Source organism: Nonomuraea glycinis (genome assembly GCF_035920485.1).
Classification (GTDB): domain Bacteria; phylum Actinomycetota; class Actinomycetes; order Streptosporangiales; family Streptosporangiaceae; genus Nonomuraea; species Nonomuraea glycinis.
The window spans coordinates 3625860-3644294 of record NZ_CP109166.1; the positions used below are offsets into that span (position 1 = coordinate 3625860).

The 18435-nt window shown below is 72.0% G+C and carries 14 protein-coding genes; 10 read left to right on the forward strand and 4 right to left on the reverse strand.

The genetic code is table 11. The features are described 5' to 3' along the window. Positions 1-175 precede the first annotated feature (175 nt). Positions 176-490 (reverse strand): SCO4225 family membrane protein, encoded by a 315-nt coding sequence (locus OHA68_RS17135; protein ID WP_327108536.1) that lies wholly within the window; start codon positions 488-490, stop codon positions 176-178. Next, entirely contained in the window at positions 487-1506 is a 1020-nt protein-coding gene (locus OHA68_RS17140) for a substrate-binding domain-containing protein (protein ID WP_327108537.1), read from the reverse strand. The genes OHA68_RS17135 and OHA68_RS17140 overlap by 4 nt, the downstream gene beginning before the upstream one ends. 91 nt (positions 1507-1597) lie before the next feature. Between OHA68_RS17140 and OHA68_RS17145 the strand changes: the two genes are divergently transcribed. From OHA68_RS17145 to OHA68_RS17190, 10 genes are all read left to right on the forward strand, one after another. Beyond that, a complete protein-coding gene (locus OHA68_RS17145) occupies positions 1598-2416 on the forward strand; it encodes a substrate-binding domain-containing protein (protein ID WP_327108538.1) in 819 nt (272 codons plus the stop codon). A gap of 9 nt (positions 2417-2425) precedes the next feature. Continuing rightward, positions 2426-3127, forward strand: a complete 702-nt coding sequence (locus tag OHA68_RS17150; RefSeq protein WP_189144420.1) for an ABC transporter permease — start codon at positions 2426-2428, stop codon at positions 3125-3127. Then, positions 3124-4110 carry an ABC transporter ATP-binding protein gene (locus OHA68_RS17155; RefSeq protein ID WP_327108539.1) on the forward strand — a complete coding sequence of 329 codons (987 nt, stop codon included), beginning with the start codon at positions 3124-3126 and terminating at the stop codon, positions 4108-4110. The genes OHA68_RS17150 and OHA68_RS17155 overlap by 4 nt, the downstream gene beginning before the upstream one ends. Before the next feature lie 51 nt (positions 4111-4161). Further along, positions 4162-5007, forward strand: coding sequence for a molybdenum cofactor guanylyltransferase (gene mobA / locus OHA68_RS17160; protein WP_327108540.1), 846 nt, complete (start codon positions 4162-4164; stop codon positions 5005-5007). Positions 5008-5060: 53 nt separating this feature from the next. Then, positions 5061-6827, forward strand: a complete 1767-nt coding sequence (locus OHA68_RS17165; protein WP_327108541.1) for an aldehyde ferredoxin oxidoreductase family protein — start codon at positions 5061-5063, stop codon at positions 6825-6827. A 103-nt stretch (positions 6828-6930) separates the two neighbouring features. After that, positions 6931-9873 (forward strand): formate dehydrogenase subunit alpha, encoded by a 2943-nt coding sequence (fdhF, locus tag OHA68_RS17170; protein WP_327108542.1) that lies wholly within the window; start codon positions 6931-6933, stop codon positions 9871-9873. Then, positions 9870-11615 (forward strand): NAD(P)H-dependent oxidoreductase subunit E, encoded by a 1746-nt coding sequence (locus OHA68_RS17175; protein ID WP_327108543.1) that lies wholly within the window; start codon positions 9870-9872, stop codon positions 11613-11615. Before fdhF ends, OHA68_RS17175 begins: the two co-directional genes overlap by 4 nt. Next, positions 11612-12832, forward strand: coding sequence for a molybdenum cofactor synthesis domain-containing protein (locus OHA68_RS17180; protein ID WP_327108544.1), 1221 nt, complete (start codon positions 11612-11614; stop codon positions 12830-12832). Before OHA68_RS17175 ends, OHA68_RS17180 begins: the two co-directional genes overlap by 4 nt. After that, positions 12829-14748, forward strand: coding sequence for a molybdopterin biosynthesis protein (locus OHA68_RS17185; RefSeq protein ID WP_327108545.1), 1920 nt, complete (start codon positions 12829-12831; stop codon positions 14746-14748). The genes OHA68_RS17180 and OHA68_RS17185 overlap by 4 nt, the downstream gene beginning before the upstream one ends. Positions 14749-15009: 261 nt before the next feature. Beyond that, positions 15010-16455 (forward strand): cellulase family glycosylhydrolase, encoded by a 1446-nt coding sequence (locus tag OHA68_RS17190; RefSeq protein ID WP_327108546.1) that lies wholly within the window; start codon positions 15010-15012, stop codon positions 16453-16455. Between the two features lie 62 nt (positions 16456-16517). Here the strand turns inward: OHA68_RS17190 and OHA68_RS17195 are convergent, their stop codons facing one another. Both OHA68_RS17195 and OHA68_RS17200 read right to left on the reverse strand, forming a co-directional pair. Further along, positions 16518-17183, reverse strand: a complete 666-nt coding sequence (locus OHA68_RS17195) for a response regulator transcription factor (RefSeq protein ID WP_327108547.1) — start codon at positions 17181-17183, stop codon at positions 16518-16520. Beyond that, complete coding sequence (locus OHA68_RS17200; protein ID WP_327108548.1) at positions 17180-18307, reverse strand: sensor histidine kinase; 1128 nt, start codon at positions 18305-18307, stop codon at positions 17180-17182. The genes OHA68_RS17195 and OHA68_RS17200 overlap by 4 nt, the downstream gene beginning before the upstream one ends. Between the last annotated feature and the right edge of the window lie 128 nt (positions 18308-18435).

Sequence of the window (18435 nt, forward strand, 5' to 3'; positions counted from 1 at the left end):
TCGTAACGCGATGGTGGGGATTGTCAGGGTGCCCGGATGTCTTCTCAGCGCACCCTGCTGCCGCGCGATGTCGAGCGGACACACGAGCTGACGCGATGGATGTTCGGGGCCGACTGACGATGAGCGCGGAAGAGGATTTCCAGCAGGTCGGCGCTCTGATCGGTCGGCAGGAAGATCAGGTGGTCCTGCTTCCGGGAGTCGCAGGGCCACGCAGGATGCGCCAGATCAGATACGACTGCAGCAGACCTGCGGCGGTGAGGGCCACGATGAGTAGTACGGGGTGCGCCATCTGAGGCGGGATCGCGTCCCATCCCCACCAGATGAGCGGTCCGAGCGGAAAGGTGATGACCATGAGAGCGACGCCGGACAGCAGGATCGGGTCCTGCACGGTCAGCAGGATCACTGACGAGGGGACGCCAAGGAGCACTACCAGGCCGGCATACGTGCCGGCGAGTGCTGCCGCGACCCGGCCGTTCCGGTAGCGCCTCATTCGGCCACGCTCGGTGAAGGGCCTTTTCCCTCGTTGCCGGACCCGTCCGGTGCGGAAGTGTCCGGTATCGCTCGGCGACGCCCCGGCCCGTCGGCCTCCGTGCCGGAGAGCTTCGTGACCTCGCCGGACCTGGAGGTGTCGTAGCCGCCCAGTGCGGAGATCCTGGCACGCAGGGTCCGGGTGCGGAGTGCGGCGATGAGGTGAGCGGCCGGGTCGAGGGCGTTCCTGGTCAGTGCGATGTCGAAGTTCTCCCAGGTCAGGGGGATGAACTCGAGGTCCAGGTCGGTCGCGGCGGCGCGCACGCCGAGGCCGGTGTCGACGGTGCCGGTGGCGACGGCCAGGGCGACCTCGAGGTGGGTGCCGACCTGCGGTCCCCGGAGGCCGTCGGGGTCGTGACCGGCGTCCAGGAGCAGCCGGTCCAGCAGGATTCGGGTCCCGGTGCCCGGGCGCCGCGTGCAGACCCGTCGCTTCGCGAGATCGGCGATGCCGGTGATGTGGCAGGGGTTGCCCGGCAGCACGATCAGCCCTTGCTCGCGTCGCCAGAGGTGGATCAGGTGCGGTTCCAGGCCGCGCAGCATGCCGAGCGCGAAAGGCGCGTTGTAGACGCCGGTGTGGTGCAGCAGGTGGATCGCGGCGCCGTCGGCGTGGCCCTGGCGCACCGCGCCGAGGCCGGCGACGCTGCCTTCGCGGGTGACGATGCTCAGCTTTCCGTGCAGCGCGCCGGCGAGGAGGTCGAGGGCGGGGTCGTCGCTGCCGGCGAGGGTGAGGACGGAATCCTCGTGCAGGAACCGCCGGGCGGCGAGCGCGGCGCCGGCGGCTACGCGGGCCCGGCGGCGGTCGGCCAGTTCGAGCACTCCGGCGTCGGCCAGCCGGCGCTGCGCCCGGCTGACGGTGGAGGCGGTGGTGTGCCACTGCTGGGCGAGGTCGCGTACTCCCGGCAGTTCGTCGCCAGGCTGGAGCGTCCCCGCGCCTATCCGTTGCGCGAGGTCCGTGCAGATTTCCCGATAGCGGGTCACGTTTGCACAATCTACCCTTGCACTGTCCTGAAGTAGCACAGATAGGGTCAGAGCTATGGGTAGCAGGCTTTGGCTCGTTCTCGCGTGCGTTGTGACACTCTTGCTGGCCGGGTGCGGAACCACCCCTTCCGCCGACGGATCGGCGGACAAGTCGCTGATCCTGGCCACCACGACCAGCACCCAGGACAGCGGGCTGCTCGACGAGCTGCTGCCGGTGTTCACCCGCGACAGCGGCTGGCAGGTCAAGACCGTGGCGGTCGGCAGCGGGCAGGCCATCGAGATGGGCCGTCGCGGGGAGGCCGACGTCTTGCTGGTGCACTCCCCGGCGGCGGAGGAGAAGTTCGTGGCCGAGGGCAGCGCCGGCCCGCGCCGGCTGGTGATGCACAACGACTTCGTGCTGCTCGGCCCGAAGGCCGACCCGGCAGAGATCCGGGGTACGGGGAGCACGGAGGCGATGAAGAAGATCGCAGCCGCGGAGGCGGTGTTCGTCTCCCGGGGCGACGAGTCGGGCACGCACACCAAGGAGCAGGGCCTGTGGTCCAAGGCCGGGGCGACCCCCGGCGGATCCTGGTACCAGTCCACCGGCCAGGGCATGGGCGCGACGCTGCGGGTCGCCAGCGAGAAGGCCGGCTACACCCTGTCGGACCGGGCCACCTACCTCACCCAGCGCGACACCCTGGCGCTGGAGGTGCTCAGCGAGGGCGACGCGGGCTTGCTGAACGTCTACCACGTCATCGAGATCACCGAGAAGGCGGGAGATCGGGTACGGCCCGACGGCGGTAAGGCGTTCGCCGACTGGATCGTCGCCCCGCCCGCCCAGCGGCTCATCGGTGAGTTCGGGCGGGCGAAGTTCGGCCAGCCGCTGTTCACCCCGGACGCCGGCGCGGACGAGTCGAAGCTGGGCCAGTAAGGTCACGCGATGGACGTGCTGTTCGACGGGCTGGTCGACGCGATCGGACTGCTGCTCTCGGGGGATCGGGACACCTGGTCGATCATCGCGCTGACCCTGCGTGTCTCGTTGACCGCGACCGCGATCGCCATCCTGATCGGACTGCCGCTGGGCGCGCTCGTGGCGCTGGCGCGCTTCCCGGGCCGGCGGATCGTGCTGGCGGCGGCCAACACGGGGATGGGCATGCCGCCGGTGGTGGTCGGCCTGTTCGTCACCGTGCTGCTGTGGCGCAGCGGACCGCTGGGCGGGCTCGGCCTGCTCTACACCCCGACCGCGATGATCATCGCCCAGTCCGCGATCGCCACTCCGGTCGTGGTCGCCCTGGTCGCGGCGGCGCTGCAGCAGGTCGATCCCGACTTCCGGGTGCAGATGCGGGCGCTGGGCGCGACTCCGGTGCGCGCGTTCGCGGCGCTGCTGGGTGAGGCCAGGCTGCCGCTGCTGGCCGGGGCGATGGCCGCGTTCGGCGCGGTGGTGAGCGAGGTCGGGGCCGCGCAGATGGTCGGGGGCAACCTGGCCGGGCAGACCCGGGTGCTGACCACCGCCGCGGTCCTGGCCACCAGCCAGGGCCAGTTCTCGCTCTCGATCGCGTTCGGCCTGATCCTGCTGCTGATCGCGTTCGGCGTGAACCTGTCGCTGACCCTGGTCCAGCAGCGACGGACGGTGCCGCGGTGAGCGCCGGGATCGGGTGCCGGGACCTGCGGGTGCACGCCGGTGGCAGGGAGCTGCTCAGCGTGCCGGAGTTGCACGTCGCGTCCGGACGCACGCTGGCCGTGCTGGGCCCCAACGGCGCCGGCAAGTCCACCCTGCTGCGCGCGCTGGGCCTGCTCAGCAGCCACCGGGTCAGCGGGCGGATCGTGCTCGACGGGCGTCCCGCGACGCGGCCGCTGATGCGCCAGGCGCTCGCGGCCGTGCTGCAACGGCCGATCCTGCGCCGGGGCACGGTGGCCGACAACGTGATCAGCGGGCTGCGCTTTCGCGGTATGAGCCGTCGCGAGGCCCGTACCGAGGCATGGCCGTGGATCGAGGCGCTCGGTCTGGAGTCTCTCGTCGGCCGGGACGCCCGCAGTCTGTCCATCGGCGAGGCTCAGCGGGTGAGCATCACCCGCGCGCTCGCGGCGGGACCTCGGGTGCTGCTGCTCGACGAGCCGTTCAGCGGGCTGGACAGCACCACCCGCGCCGACCTGCTCGCCGACCTGCGCGCCGCGCTGACCGGGCAGCCCACCGCCACGATTCTGGTGACCCACGACCGCCAGGAGGCTCTTGCCCTGGCCGAGGACACCGCGCTGCTGATCGACGGGCGGATCCGCCAGCACGGCTCCACCGCCGAGGTGCTGGACCACCCCAGCGACGCCGGCACGGCCCGGCTGCTCGGGTACACGAATCTCCTCCCGCCGGCCCTCACCGGCCGGGCGCACACCCTCGTGGCGCGGCCCGAGCACACCCAGCTCGTCCTCGACCCCTCGGACCAGACCGATGACGTACGGGGAACGCTGCGCCGGACGGTCGCGCTGGGCAGCGCCACCCGTGTCGACGTCGACACCAGCGCCGGCGCGCTGACCTGCCTGCATCTCGGCGACGTGCTCGCCAGCGACCTTCCCCCGATCGGCAGCGACGTCCGCGTCAGGATCCGGCACGCGCGGTCGTTGACCAGCTGAGCGGTCGGCCCCGTCGTGAGCGCGACTCAGGACGTGGCCTACCATGCGGGCATGGAGACTGCTGCGGGCGTCGTGCTGGCGGGCGGGCGCTCCACGCGGATGGGGCAGCCGAAGGCCTGGCTGGAGTGGCACGGTTCGACCTTGCTGTACCGGGCCGCCGCGGTCCTCGCCAGGACGGTCGACGGGCCGGTCGTCGTGGTGGCCGCGCCCGGCCAGGAGCTCCCGCCGCTGCCCTCGGGGGTCTCGGTGGTCGAGGATCCCGTGGAAGGACTCGGCCCCATGCAGGGGCTGGCCGTGGGGCTCGCGTCGGTGGCGGACCGGGCCGAGACGGCGTTCGTGTGCTCGATCGACATGCCGTTCCTCCATCCGGCCTTCGTCCGCCGGGTTCTGCGCGCCCTGTCTCCCGGGACGGATGTCGCGCTGCCGGTGGCCCGGGGCTTCCGGCAGCCGCTGGCCGCCGGCTACCGGACCGCCCTGGCCGGGCTGATCACGGACCTCTTGGCCGCGGGCGACCTTCGGCCTGGAATGATCTTCAAGCACTGTGCGGTGGCCCGGCTGAGCGACGAGGAACTGCTGGCCGACGCCGAGCTCGCCCGGCACGACCCGACCCTGGAGTCCGTGGTGAACCTCAACTCCCCGGACGACTACGCGGCGGCCCGCGACCGGGTGCCGCCGGAGGTCATGGTGGAGTGTTTCGGGGCGCTGGCGAGGAACGGCGGCCATCGGCCACGCGGTGTCCGGGCCGCCACGCTCGGCGCCGCGGCCGCCTCGGCCGGGCTGACCCTGAACCGTCACGTGGTGGCCGCGCTCAACGGTGACCAGGTCACCCGGGATGAGGCGTTGCCGCTGGTCGCGGGGGACACCGTCGCCTTCCTGTCGGCGGACGCAGGCGGATGAGGTCGTAAGGTCGAGATATGGCGCCTGGTGGATTTTTCGGACAAGCGCTCCTCGTGGACGTCGTCGGCGGGCAGGCGAGCAGCACTCCCTACGAGCTGGACGAGCGGGTGCTGCGGTCCTACCTGGGCGGGGTGGGCCTCGGCACGTGGCTGCTGCACCGGCTGGCACCCGCCGGGGTTGATCCCCTGGCACCGGAGGCGCCGCTGGCCTTCGTCTTCTCCGCGCTGGTCGGCACCCCGCTGACGACCAGCGCGAAGTTCGCGGTGGTGGCCAAGTCGCCGCTGACCGGACTGCTGACCGACGCCCTCGCCTCCAGCCAGTTCGCCATCGCCGGCAAGCTGACCGGGCATGACGCGATCGTGATCCGCGGTCGCGCCGACGAGCTCTCGGTGCTGCTGATCGACGGCGACGGCGTACGTCTCGAACCGGCTCCCGAGCTCGCCGGGCTGAGCGCCGCCGAGGCGGAGTCCGCGGCGAAGGCGCGGTTCGGCCGCACCTGGCGCACCGCGGCCATCGGCCCGGCGGGTGAACGCCAGGTCAGATACGCGACCATCAGCCATGACGGCCGCCACGCCGGCCGGGGTGGCTTGGGCGCGACGATGGGCGCGAAGAACATCAAGGCGGTGCTGGTCAGAGCGGCGACCAAGGTGTCGGTCGCGGACCAGCCGGGGGTCCTCGCCGCCGCCCGGGACCTGCGCCGGCGCAGTTTCGGCCCGGCCACCGCGAAATACCGGGAGCTGGGCACGCTGGCCAACCTCCTGGCCTTCAACGCCGTCAGCACCCTGCCCACCCGCAACTTCACCGCGGCGACCTTCGAAGGGGCGCCCCGGCTGGCCGCCGAGGAGCTGCACGAGCTGCGGGGGGTGGCGCGCAACAGCTGCGCGTCGTGCTCCATCGGCTGCGAGCACATCTACTCGCGCAAGGGCGGCGGCAGCCAGCGGATGGAGTACGAGAACGTCTTCGCGCTCGGCTCGCTCTGCGGCGTGTCCGACCCCGACGAGGTGTTCGCCGCCAGCGCACGCTGCGACGAGCTGGGCATCGACACCATCTCGGCGGGTGGCACCATCGCGTGGGCGATGGAGTGCGTCGAACGTGGTCTGCTCGACGAGCCGTGGCTGCGGTTCGGCGACGGCGCGGCGCTGTTGCGGGCGCTGGACGCGATCGGGGAGCGCTCCCCGGGCCTGGGAGAGCTGCTCGCGCAGGGCTCGCGCCGGGCCGCCGGCGTGGTCGGGCACGCCTCGATCGACTTCGCGCCGCAGGTCAAGGGGCTGGAGCTGCCCGGTTACGAGCCGCGCAGCCTGCAGGCGATGGCGCTCGGGCTCGCGGTGAACGCCAGGGGGGCCGATCACAACCGGTCCGGCGCCTACGAGGCCGACCTGTCGGGTGATCTCGACCGGCTGGCCGGCGGCGCGGCCCATGTCGCCGCCGCGGTCGACACCGAGGACCGTGCCGCGGTCATGGACTCGATGATCCTCTGCAAGTTCCTGCGCGGCGTCTTCGACGACCCTTTCACCGAGTGGGCCAGGCTGCTGGCGCTGGTCACCGGGTGGGAGCTGGACGCCGCCGAGTTGCGGGACACCGCCCGGCGGATCGTCCGGGCCAAGCGCGCGTTCAACATGCGCGAGGGGGCCACCGCGGCCGACGACACGCTACCGGCCCGGATGCTGGAAACGCCACTGGAGCTGGGCTCCGGCCGCCGTGCGTCGCTGGACGCGGACCGCCTGCGGTCGATGATCGCCGGTTACTACGTCGAGCGCGGCCTGGACGAGGAAGGGCGCGTCACGGCGGCCGATCTCCCGGGTCTGCTGCTGGAGGCGTAGCCATGCGGCGTGAAGGCCTCGGCTCGCGAAAAGCGACAATTGCGACGAAATACTGTATGCCGTATCCTGTATGCAGCTTCACTGCTCGACTGATGAGGTGGAGATGACGACGCTCGACGAGCCGGCGACGACCGTACGGACGGTGACGGTCGAGATCGATGGCCGTACGGTGACCGTTCCGGACGGCACCAGCATCTACGATGCCGCGAAACTGGTAGATGTAGATATTCCGGTGTTGTGCCATAACGAGCGATATGACCCCGTCGGGGTCTGCCGCATGTGCGTGGTGGACACCGGCGGGCGGGCCTTCGCCGCCGCCTGCGTGCGCCCCTGCGAGGAGGGCATGCAGGTCAAGACCAGCACTCCGGAGCTGGAGCGTAACCGGGCCACCCTGACCGAGTTGCTGATCTCCGACCAGCCGCCGCGCGCGGAGGACCCGAAACAGACGACCACCGGCGACAACCTGCTCCTCGACCTCGCCGATCGGTTCGACGTGGCCAAGGAGACGACCGACCTGCCGTGCGGCTCAGGCCGGGGCCTGGACATCTCCAATCCGGTGATCGCGGTCGACCATGACGCGTGCATCCTCTGCGACCGCTGCGTCCGCGCGTGCGACGACATCCAGGGCAACGACGTCATCGGCCGCTCGGGCAAGGGCTATTCGACCAAGATCGCGTTCGACCTGAACGATCCGATGGGCGCCAGCTCCTGCGTGACCTGCGGTGAGTGCGTGCAGGCCTGTCCCACCGGCGCCCTGACCAACAAGGCGATCAACACCATCCCCATCCGCCCCCGCGAGGAGCTGGACGCGGTCGACAGCGTGTGCCCGTACTGCGGCGTCGGCTGTGCTCTCACCTACTACGTCGACCGGTCGCGCGGTGCGATCGCGTACGCGGAAGGCCGCGACCAGCCGGGCTCGCAGAGCCGGCTGTGCGTCAAGGGCCGGTACGGCTGGGACTACGCGGCGTCGCCGCAGCGCCTGACCGTGCCGCTGATCCGGATCGAGTCGTCCTATCCCAAGGGCCCGCTGTCGGCGGACGTGCGCGGCGACGCGGACAACGACCGGGGCCGCGCCGGCGCCGGCGGTGGCCGCAGCGGTGGCGGGCGCAGCGCCAAGCTGAGCAAGAACGGCAAGGACCGCCGGCGCAAGCCCGGCGGCCTGGTCGACTACGACGAGGTGCTGCCGCACTTCCGCGAGGCCACCTGGGAGGAGGCGCTCGACCTCGTCGCCCGGCGGCTGAAGGAGATCCACGCGGAGCAGGGCGCCGGCGCCATCGCGGGGTTCGGCTCCGCGAAGTGCTCCAACGAGGAGGCGTACCTCTTCCAGAAGCTGATCCGGGCCGGCTTCGGCACCAACAACGTCGACCACTGCACCCGGCTCTGCCACGCCTCGTCGGTGGCCGCGCTGTTCGAGGGCGTCGGCTCCGGCGCGGTGTCGACCACGTACGGCGACGTCGCCAACGCCGAGGTCGTGATCATCACCGGCTCGAACCCGACGGCGAACCACCCCGTCGCCAGCTCCTTCTTCAAGCAGGCCCGGCGGCGCGGCACGAAGATCATTTATGTCGACCCGCGCGCCAACACCGTGGCCGAGCACGCCGACTACCACTGCCAGGTCAAGCCCGGCACCGACGTGGCGTTCTACAACGCGATCATGCACGAGGTGATCCGGCTCGGCCTGATCGACCTGGAATTCGTCAAGGCCCGGGTCTCCGGCTTCGAAGAGCTGGTCCGCACGGTCAACGAGTACCCACCGGAGCGCGCCGCGCAGATCACCGGTGTCGACGCGGACCTGATCCGGGAGGTCGCGCGGGTCTGGGGCGAGGCGAAGGCCGGCGTCGTCTACTGGGGCATGGGCATCTCCCAGCACACCACCGGCACCGACAACGCCCGCTGCCTGATCGCGCTCTGCTCGATCACCGGCAACGTGGGCAGGCCGGGGACCGGTCTGCACCCGCTGCGCGGGCAGAACAACGTCCAGGGCGCCTCCGACGCCGGGCTGATCCCCATGTTCTTCCCCGACTACCAGGGCGTCGACCGGGACGCCACCCGCCGGCGGTTCGAGGAGGCCTGGGGCACGGAGCTCGACCCGAACCGCGGTCTCACCGTCACCGAGATCATCGGCTCGGTGCTCAAGCCCGGCGGCGTGCGCGGCATGTACATGCTGGGCGAGAACCCGTTCCTGTCCGACCCCAACATCAACAAGGTGCGCAAGGCGCTGTCGCAGCTGGACTTCCTGGTGGTGCAGGACATCTTCCTGACCGAGACCGCGGAGTTCGCCGACGTCATCCTGCCGGCGTCGTCGTACCTGGAGAAGGAGGGGAGCTACACCAACACCGACCGCCGGGTGCAGCTCGGGCGCAAGGTGCTGGACCCGCCGGGCCAGGCCCGGGTGGACTGGGAGATCATCCAGGACCTCGCCCGGCGGATCGGGCTGGACTGGTCCTACTCCTCGCCCAGCGAGGTGTTCGACGAGATGGTCGCGCTGATGCCCTCGTACGCGAACCTGCGGCACGACAACCTCGGGCTGACCGGAAAGCTCTACCCCAACGACGACCCCGAGCACTCCGACGGGACCGTGGTCCTGTTCGACGAGCGGTTCAACACCGACGACGGACTCGCCCACCTCGTCCCCGCGCAGTGGCTGCCGGCGAAGGAGCTGCCGGACGGGGAGTACCCGCTGGTGCTCAACACCGGCCGGCTGCTCGAACACTGGCACACCGGGTCGATGACCCGGCGGTCGTACGCGCTGGACGCCATCGCGCCGATCGCCGAGGTGTACATGCACCCCAAGGACGCCGCCGACCGGGGGCTGTCGCACGGCCAGAGGGCGCGGGTGCGCTCCCGGCGCGGCGCCATCGAGCTGCAGGTACGCGTCTCCCACCGCGAGCAGCTGGGCAACTGCTTCATCCCGTTCCATTTCCGGGAGGCGGCGGCGAACCTGCTGACGATCGACGAGATCGACCCCTACGGCAAGATCCCCGAGTTCAAGTTCTGCGCGATTCAGGTCGAGGCGTTGTCTGCAGCAGGGGAAGTGTCTGAATGACCACGAGTTTTGAGCTGGGACGTCCCCGGGTGCCCGGTGTGGAGGCACGAGCCGGGAAGTTCCCCGGGCCGTCGCTGATCCCCGCGCTCAACGCCATCCAGGCGCGGCTGGGCTGGTTGCCGCGCGAGGAGCTGGAGGAGCTGGCCCGCACCATGCGGCGGCCGCTCTACGAGATCGAGGGCCTCGTCTCGTTCTACCCGCACTTCCGCACGACCCCGCCCGCCAAGGTGGCCGTCAGCGTGTGCCACGACCTGTCGTGCTGGCTGCGCTCGGCGGACGACCGGATCGCCGAGGTACGCGACCGCTACGGCGACGACACCGAGATCGAGCTCGTGGAGGTGTCCTGCCTGGGCCGCTGCGACAGCGCCCCGGCGCTGGCCGTCAACGAGCACCCCGCGCCGGTCGCCGACGTCGACGCGCTCGTGGCCGCCGCGCGGGAGGAGGAGCTCGGCGAGGCCGTCGTGACGCCCCGCGCCGAGCCGTGGCCGAACGATCCGTACCCGGCCGGTTCGGACGTCTCCACCCGGTACGAGAGCCTGCGTGCGCTGCTGGCCGGCGAGCTGAGCGCGCAGAGCGTGGTGGCCACGCTGGAGGCCTCCGGCCTGCGTGGCATGGGTGGCGCGGGGTTCCCCACCGGCAGGAAGTGGGGCCTGGTCGCCGCCGCCGAGCCGGGCAGTGTCAAGTACGCGATCTGCAACGCCGACGAGTCCGAGCCGGGCACGTTCAAGGACCGTCAGATCCTGACCGACCAGCCGCACCTGGTGATCGAGGGCCTCCTGCTCGGCATGGCCGTGGTCGGCGCCGAGCAGGGCTGGATCTTCATCAGGCACGAGTACGGCCCCGAGGAGCGCGTGCTGCGCGCGGAGATCGCGGCCCTGCGTGAGGCCGGGCTGATCGGCGCGAACGCCTGCGGCAGTGGCCGCCGCCTCGAGCTCGACCTCTTCGTCTCGCCCGGCGGCTACATCCTCGGCGAGGAGACCGCGCTGCTGGAGTGCATGGAGGGCCACCGGGGCGAGCCGCGCAACAAGCCGCCTTTCCCGGGCAACTACGGCCTGCACGGCCGCCCCACGTTGATCAACTCGGTGGAGACCTTCGCCGACGTGCCGGTGATCCTGCGGCGCGGCGCCGACTGGTGGGCCGAGCAGGGCGAGGGTGACTGCGTCGGCTGGAAGTTCTTCGCCGTCTCCGGGCACGTCGAGAACCCCGGCGTCTACTGCGTGCCGATGGGCACCACGGTGCGCGCGCTGATCGACCTGGCCGGCGGCGTGCTCGGCGGCGCCCGGGTCGGCGCCGTCCAGCCGGGTGGCGCGTCCTCCAACTTCATCGGCCCCGACAAGCTGGACCTGGCGCTGGACTTCGGGACGCTCGCCGAGGCCGGGACCATGCTCGGCTCCGGCGCCCTGGTGGTGCTCGCCGAGGGCACCGACCTGCTGGCCGCCTCGACGAACGTGCTGCGCTTCTTCCGCAACGAGTCGTGCGGCAAGTGCGTGCCCTGCCGGGTCGGCTCCACCAAGGCCCACGACGTGCTGCGCGGCGCGCTGGACTCGGGGGCCGCCGCCCTCGATGACGCGCAGAGCGGCCGGATCCTGCAGTTGGAGGAGACCATGCGCAAGACGTCGATCTGCGGGCTCGGACAGGTGGCGCTGGGCCCGGTGGTGTCCGTGCTCGGGCTGAACAAGGGCGCCGCGGCGGCTCGTCCGCAGCCCCGGCCCGAAGGCTCGGAAGAGCAACCGGACCGTTGAGCGGCAAGGAGTTCTTCACCGCCCGTACCCTCGCCGAGGTTCGGTCCGGATTCCGGCCCGCGCATCGCACGCCGGTGGAGCGCGTCCCGTTGTCCGCGGCGCTGCACCGGGTGCCCGTCGCGGACATCACGGCACCCGCCGCGCTGCCCGGCTTCGCACGTTCCACCGTGGACGGCTTCGCGGTCCGGGCGATGGACACCTACGGCGCCTCCGACGGGCTGCCGTCCTACCTGGACCTGGTGGGCGCGGTGCGGATGGGCGCCGAACCCACCGTGGCGGTCCGGGCCGGCGGCTGCGTCGCGATGCCGACCGGGGGAGTGCTTCCGGCCGGCGCCGACGCGGTGGTCATGGTGGAGTACACCGCGGAGACGATGCCGGGCACGATCGAGGTGACCCGGCCGGTCGCCCCGGGCGGCGGCATCGTCCGCGCCGACGAGGACGTGGCCGCGGGCGGCGTCCTGGCGCCCGGCGGCCGGCCGTTGCGCGCCCCTGACCTCGGCTTCCTCGCCGCAGCGGGGGTGACCACGGTCGCCGTGCACCGCCGGCCCCGGGTGGCGATCATCTCCACCGGGGATGAAGTGGTGCCACCCGGCACCGTGGAGCTCGCCTCCGGGCAGGTACGCGACGCCACGGCCTCCGCGCTGGCGGGGCTGGTCGCCGACGCGGGCGGCGAGCCGGTGATCGCCGGCATCGTCCCGGACGAGCCGGGCGTGCTCAAGGACCGGCTGGCCGCGGTCGTGGCCGAGGCCGACCTGGTGGTCGTGTCGGCGGGCTCGTCGGTCGGGGCGAGGGACGAGACGGCGGGCGCGGTGGCCGCCCTCGGTGCGGTCTGGTGCCACGGGATCGCCATCAAGCCGGGCAAGCCCACCCTGCTGGCCGAGTGCTCCGGGATCCCGCTCATCGGGCTGCCGGGCAACCCGCTGTCCGCGTTGGTGGTGTTCGGGCAGGTCGGGGTACCGTTGTTGTGGCGCATCGCCGGGTGCGAGGCACCGCCACCGGAGCCGAGCACACGTGCGCGGCTCTCGCGCGACCTGGCGTCGGCGGCTGGCCGGCTCGACGTGGTCCAGGTCGGGGTCCGGGACGGTGTCGCGGAGCCGCTCTTCGGCCCGTCGGCGCTGCTGTCGGTGCTGACCCGCGCCGACGGATACGTGATCGTGCCCGAACCGGCCACCGGGCTGGACGCGGGCACCGAGGTAGAGGTCGTCCTGTACCGATGAGCGCAGCAAGTCCCTTCGTCTCCGACGTTCCGGCGGGGCGGGCCCTCGCCGTCTGGCGTGCGGCGCGTGCCGCGGCGGGCTGCCCCGCCCGGATCGGCCTGGTCCGCGTGCCGGTGGCCGCCGCCGTGGGGCGGGTGACGGCCGAGCCGGTGTGGGCGCTGCGGTCCTCGCCCGCCTTCGACTCCGCCGCCATGGACGGCATCGCCGTACGCGCCGCCGACACCGTCGGCGCGGCCGAGACCAGCCCGGTGCTCCTCGCCGCCGGCGACTTCGAGGTGGTCGACACCGGCGACCCGCTGCCCGACGGGTACGACGCCGTGGTCATGCGTGAGCACGTGCACCGCACCCCGGACGGGGAGGCCGAGCTCCGCGCGGCCGTACCGCCCTACCAGCACGTCCGCTCCATCGGGGAGGACATCGCCGCCGGCGAGCTGCTGCTTCCGGAGGGCCACCGGCTGCGCCCCGTCGACGTCGCCGCCTGCGCGGCGGCGGGCGCCGTCGAGCTCGGCGTCCGCCGCGCGCCGCGCGTGGTGATCGTGCCGACCGGCGACGAGATCCGCCCGATCGGCGCGGAGCTCGCCCCCGGCGACATCCTCGACACGAACTCGATGATGCTGGCCGCGCAGGCCAGGGCGGCCGGCTGCATGGCCCACGTCACCGAGATCGTCCCCGACGACCCCGAGGCCATCACCGGCGTGCTCCGCGAGGCCACCCGCGAGGCCGACCTCGTCCTGCTCATCGCGGGCTCCAGCGCGGGGCGCGACGACTACACCGCCCGCGTGGTCGCCGGGGCCGGCGTCGTCGCGGTCCACGGGGTCGCCGTGCGCCCCGGCCATCCCGTCGTCCTCGGCGCGGTGGCGGAGACGCCCGTGATCGGCGTGCCCGGCTACCCGGTGTCGGCGGCGCTGACCTTCGACATTTTCGCGGCTCCGATGCTCGCCGAGCTGGAGGGCGCCGCGCCGCGCGAACGCCCCTCGGCCACGGCGCACCTGGCCAGGAAGCTGCCGTCCGCCATCGGCATGGACGACTGGGTACGGGTCCGCCTCGGGCGGGTGCAGGACCGGCTCGTCGCCACCCCGCTGCCCCGGGGCGCCGGCGTGCTCACCTCACTCGTCCGCGCGGACGGCCTGCTCGTCGTGCCCTCCGGGGTGGAGGGCCACCACGCCGGGGAGGAGGTCCGGGTCGAGCTGCTGCGCGGCCTGTCCGAGATCGGCCGGACCATCGTCGCGATCGGCTCGCACGACCTGGTGCTCGACCTCGCGGCCTCCGCCCTGCGCGCGGCGGACCCGCTGATCACGCTGGCGTCGTCGAACGTCGGCTCGCTGGGCGGCCTGGTGGCGCTGCGCGACGGCCTGTGCCACCTGGCGGGGTCGCATCTGCTGGATCCGTCCACCGGCGAGTACACGCTGCCGTACGTGGACAGGCTGCTGGGCACCGGCGCCGACATCGCCGTGGTCCGGCTGGTCCACCGCGACCAGGGACTGCTCGTCGCTCCCGGCAACCCGCTCGGCCTGGCCGGGATCAAGGACCTGACCAGGCCCGACCTGCGGTACGTGAACCGGCAGCGCGGCGCCGGCACGCGGGCGCTGCTGGATCACCAGCTGGCCGGGCTGGGCATCGACCCAGGAGAGATCGCGGGCTACGCGCGCGAGGAGCACACCCACCTGGCGGTGGCGGCGGCCGTGGCCGCCGGACGGGCGGACGCCGGGCTGGGGATTCTCGCCGCCGCCCGGGCCTTCGGGCTCGACTTCGTCCCGGTGGCCCAGGAGCCGTACGACCTGGTGCTGCGTACCGGCGCGCTGTCGGAGGAGGCGCTGGCTCCGCTGTGGGCGCTGCTGGAGCGGCCGGACTTCCGCGCCGAGGCGGAGGCGCTGGGTGGGTACTCCTGCGCCGAGACGGGACGGCGCATTCGCTGACCTGAGAGGTCGTCATCCCGACCAACTGGAGCGCGCCCGGCCTCTACCACCTGTGGGTGCAGTCCTGACCTGACGTCTCCTCCGCTTCGGTCGCTCGCCGGATTCACCTGACGGACGGCCTCGCGTTCGCCGTACGGCTGTCGCGGGACCGCCGGTGAGTCCTTTCTGGAACTTTGGGCCTTGTGTGAGGTTCGGTGTCAACCTATGCTGCGCCGCAAGTTAAGAAACTTTCCTAACCGGGCCCGAGGATCGGAGTCGTTCGTGAGGCGAAGTGCAGGTGCGAGGATCTTCGCGGTCATAGCCGCGCTGATGGCGCCGCTCATGGTGCCGACCGGCGTGAGCGCGAGCGCCGGGTCGGCGGCCGACCCGCTGGTGTCCCAGGGCAAGACCGTGACGGCCCTGTCGGTCGAGGCCGCCGGTCTGGAGCCGGGCAAGGCGGTGGACGGTGACGCGGCCACGCGGTGGGCCAGCGCCGAGGGGATCGACCCGCAGTGGATCCGGGTCGACCTCGGCGCCACGCACACCGTCTCCCGGGTGCGGCTGAACTGGGAGGCCGCCTACGCCACGGCGTACCGCGTGCAGACCTCGCCCGACGGGTCCACCTGGACCGACGTCTACTCCACCACCTCCGGCGACGGAGGGATCGACGACCTCACGGTCAACGGCAGTGGCCGGTACGTGCGGATGTACGGCACGCAGCGCGGCACCCCGTACGGCTACTCCTTGTGGGAGATGGAGGTCTACGGGGCACCCACGGGCGGTGGCGGCGGCGGCACCCCGGTGCAGGCCAACGGGCAGCTGCGGGTGTGCGGCATCAAGCTCTGCAACGAGAGCGGCAAGCAGATCCAGCTGCGCGGCATGAGCAGCCACGGCATCCAGTGGTACAACCAGTGCCTCAACAACGCCTCGCTCGACGCGCTGGCCACCGACTGGAAGGCCGACGTCCTGCGCATCTCGATGTACATCCAGGAGGACGGGTACGAGACCAACCCCCGGCTGTTCACCGACCGGGTGCACTCCCTGATCGAAATGGCCACCGCCCGCGGCATGTACGCGATCGTGGACTGGCACATGCTCGACCCGGGTGACCCGATGTACAACCTCGGCCGGGCCAAGACCTTCTTCACCGAGATCGCCCAGCGGCACAACGGCAAGAAGAACGTTCTGTACGAGATCGCCAACGAGCCCAACGGCGACGCCGTCACCTGGTCCGTCATCCGCGACTACGCGCACCAGCTCATCCCGGTGATCCGCCAGCACGACCCCGACGCCCCGATCCTGGTCGGCACCCGCGCCTGGTCCTCGCTCGGCGTCTCCGGCGGCGGCAACGAGACCGAGATCGTCAATAGCCCGGTCAACGCGGCCAACATCATGTACACGTTCCACTTCTACGCGGCCTCGCACGGCACCGAGTACCTGAACACGCTGTCCCGGGCCGCCGACCGGTTGCCGATCTTCGTGACCGAGTTCGGCACCCAGACCGCGTCCGGCGACGGAGCCAACAACTTCTCCCGGTCGCAGCAGTACCTCGACCTGCTGGCCCAGAAGAAGATCAGCTGGGTGAACTGGAACTTCTCCGACGACTTCCGCACCGGCGCCGTCTTCACCACCGGCACCTGCCCGAACGGCTCGTTCGCCGGGACGGGCCGCCTCAAGGAGGCCGGCGTCTGGATCCGGGACCGGATCCGCACCGTCGACGACTTCTGACGAGGGAAGGCGGGCGCTCCGAGGTGGGGCGCCCGCGCCCGGCACGCCCGAGAACGCGGCGGCTAACCGCCTGGCCGGACCAGGCCGCTCTCGTAGGCCAGGATGACGAGCTGGACCCGGTCGCGTACGGCCAGCTTGGCGAGGGCCCTGGTGATGTGGGTCTTGGCGGTGAGCGGGCTGATGACCAGGCGCTCGGCGATCTCGTGGTTGGACAGGCCGAGCGCCACCAGCTTGACCGCCTCCGACTCGCGGGCGGTGAGGGCGGCCAGTCGCTGCGCCGCATCGGGCCTGAGGTCCTGCCGGTGGGCGAACTGCTCGATGACGCGGCGCGTCACGCCCGGGGACAGGAGTGCGTCCCCGGCGGCGACTGCGGTGACCGCCCGGCGCAGGTCGGCGGGTTCGACCTCTTTGGTGAGGAAGCCGCTGGCCCCGGCGCGCAGCGCGGCGAAGACGTGCTCCTCGGTGTCGAATGTGGTGAGGATGATGACCCGGCAGCCAGGTAAGGCCTGGTCGGTGACGATGCGGCGGGTGGCGGTGATGCCGTCGGTGCCCGGCATGCGGATGTCCATGAGGATCACGTCCGGGCGGGTACGCACGGCCAGCCGGACGGCTTCGTCCCCGTCGGCGGCTTCGCCGACGACCGTGATGTCCCGGGAGCGGGCCAGCAGGCTGCGGAAGCCGGCCCGTACGAGTGCCTGGTCGTCGGCGAGGAGCACCTTGATCGTCATGCCGTCGAGCCTGCCACAGGGATGTCGGCCCGCACGGCGAAGCCGGCGGGCGTCGGCCCGGCGGTGAGCGCGCCCCCGAGGGCGCTCACCCGCTCCCGCATGCCGGTCATGCCGTGGCCTTCGACGATGCCGGTGCTGCCGGTGCTGCCGCGGCCGTTGTCGGTGACCTCGACGGTGATCGAGCGTGGCCCGTAGCCGATCGTCACCTCGGCCTTGCTCGCCCCCGCGTGCTTGATCGTGTTGGCGAGGGACTCCTGGACGACGCGGTAGACGGCGATGGCGGGAAGGGCGGGGACGGCCGCGGGGTCTCCGTGCTCGTCGAGGGTCACGTCGAGTCCGGCGTCCCGGGCGTCGGCGACGAGCCTGCCCAAGGAGGCCGGATCGAGGTGCGGTGCGGTGTCGCCGGGGCTGTCGCGCAGGACCGCGATGAGGGAGCGCAGATCGGCCATCGCCCGGTTCCTGACCTCCTTGGCCAGGCTCAGCGCGGCGGCGGCCGCCGCCGGATCCTCGTGGAGAGTGTCGGCGGCGACGTTGAGCTGCACGCCGACCAGGGCCAGCGTGTGGGCGACGATGTCGTGCACCTCGTGGGAGACGCGCAGCCGTTCCTCGGCGGCGCGCGCCCGACTGTCGGTCTCGCGCAACCGCTCACCCCAGCGCAGCGCGGCGGCGTACGCGAGGCCCGCGGCGATGAGGAGCGCCAGGAGCAGCCCTTCCCCCACGAGGTGGAACGCGTAGCGGGTCGGATTGGAGTCCAGGGCCCAGCGGAAGTCGATTGCGGAGTAGGCCAGCTGGGCCAGGCCGATGGCGGCCACCCAGCGCACGCGCGGCGTGGTGGCGGCGGTGTAGTAGGCGACCGCGGCCGGCCAGATCCAGCCGGCGGGAGACTCAACTCCGCCGAGGTGATAGACGAAGATCCCGCCGATCGACAGCAGCAGCACGGTCATCGGCCATCGACGCCTGACCAGGAGGAGCGCTCCGAGCAGCAGAGCGAGGTAGATCGGGCCGTGCCAGGGGCTGTGCACGCCGGTGGCGAGGGCGACCGCGACGAACATGACCGCGGTGACGACGGCGAGCGCGACGTCGGTGACCCGGGCGAAGTGCCGGAGGGGAGCGGGTTCGGTCATAGGGGAGGCGCTTTCTCGACGGTGATGGACGGGTCGCCTGGACGCCCCATGGGTCCCGCTTCCGCGGCCGCGCGGACCGAAGGGTCCCGCTTCCGCGGCCGCGTGGACCGATGGGTCCAGGGCCGCGA

What these genes read in the sequence shown, in the direction of transcription:
- OHA68_RS17200 (WP_327108548.1), bottom strand. Translation starts at nt 18,307, where the DNA reads ATGACCGAACCCGCTCCCCTCCGGCACTTCGCCCGGGTCACCGACGTC.
- fdhF (WP_327108542.1), top strand. Translation starts at nt 6,931, where the DNA reads ATGACGACGCTCGACGAGCCGGCGACGACCGTACGGACGGTGACGGTC.
- OHA68_RS17195 (WP_327108547.1), bottom strand. Translation starts at nt 17,183, where the DNA reads ATGACGATCAAGGTGCTCCTCGCCGACGACCAGGCACTCGTACGGGCC.
- OHA68_RS17185 (WP_327108545.1), top strand. Translation starts at nt 12,829, where the DNA reads ATGAGCGCAGCAAGTCCCTTCGTCTCCGACGTTCCGGCGGGGCGGGCC.
- mobA (WP_327108540.1), top strand. Translation starts at nt 4,162, where the DNA reads ATGGAGACTGCTGCGGGCGTCGTGCTGGCGGGCGGGCGCTCCACGCGG.
- OHA68_RS17150 (WP_189144420.1), top strand. Translation starts at nt 2,426, where the DNA reads ATGGACGTGCTGTTCGACGGGCTGGTCGACGCGATCGGACTGCTGCTC.
- OHA68_RS17135 (WP_327108536.1), bottom strand. Translation starts at nt 490, where the DNA reads ATGAGGCGCTACCGGAACGGCCGGGTCGCGGCAGCACTCGCCGGCACG.
- OHA68_RS17175 (WP_327108543.1), top strand. Translation starts at nt 9,870, where the DNA reads ATGACCACGAGTTTTGAGCTGGGACGTCCCCGGGTGCCCGGTGTGGAG.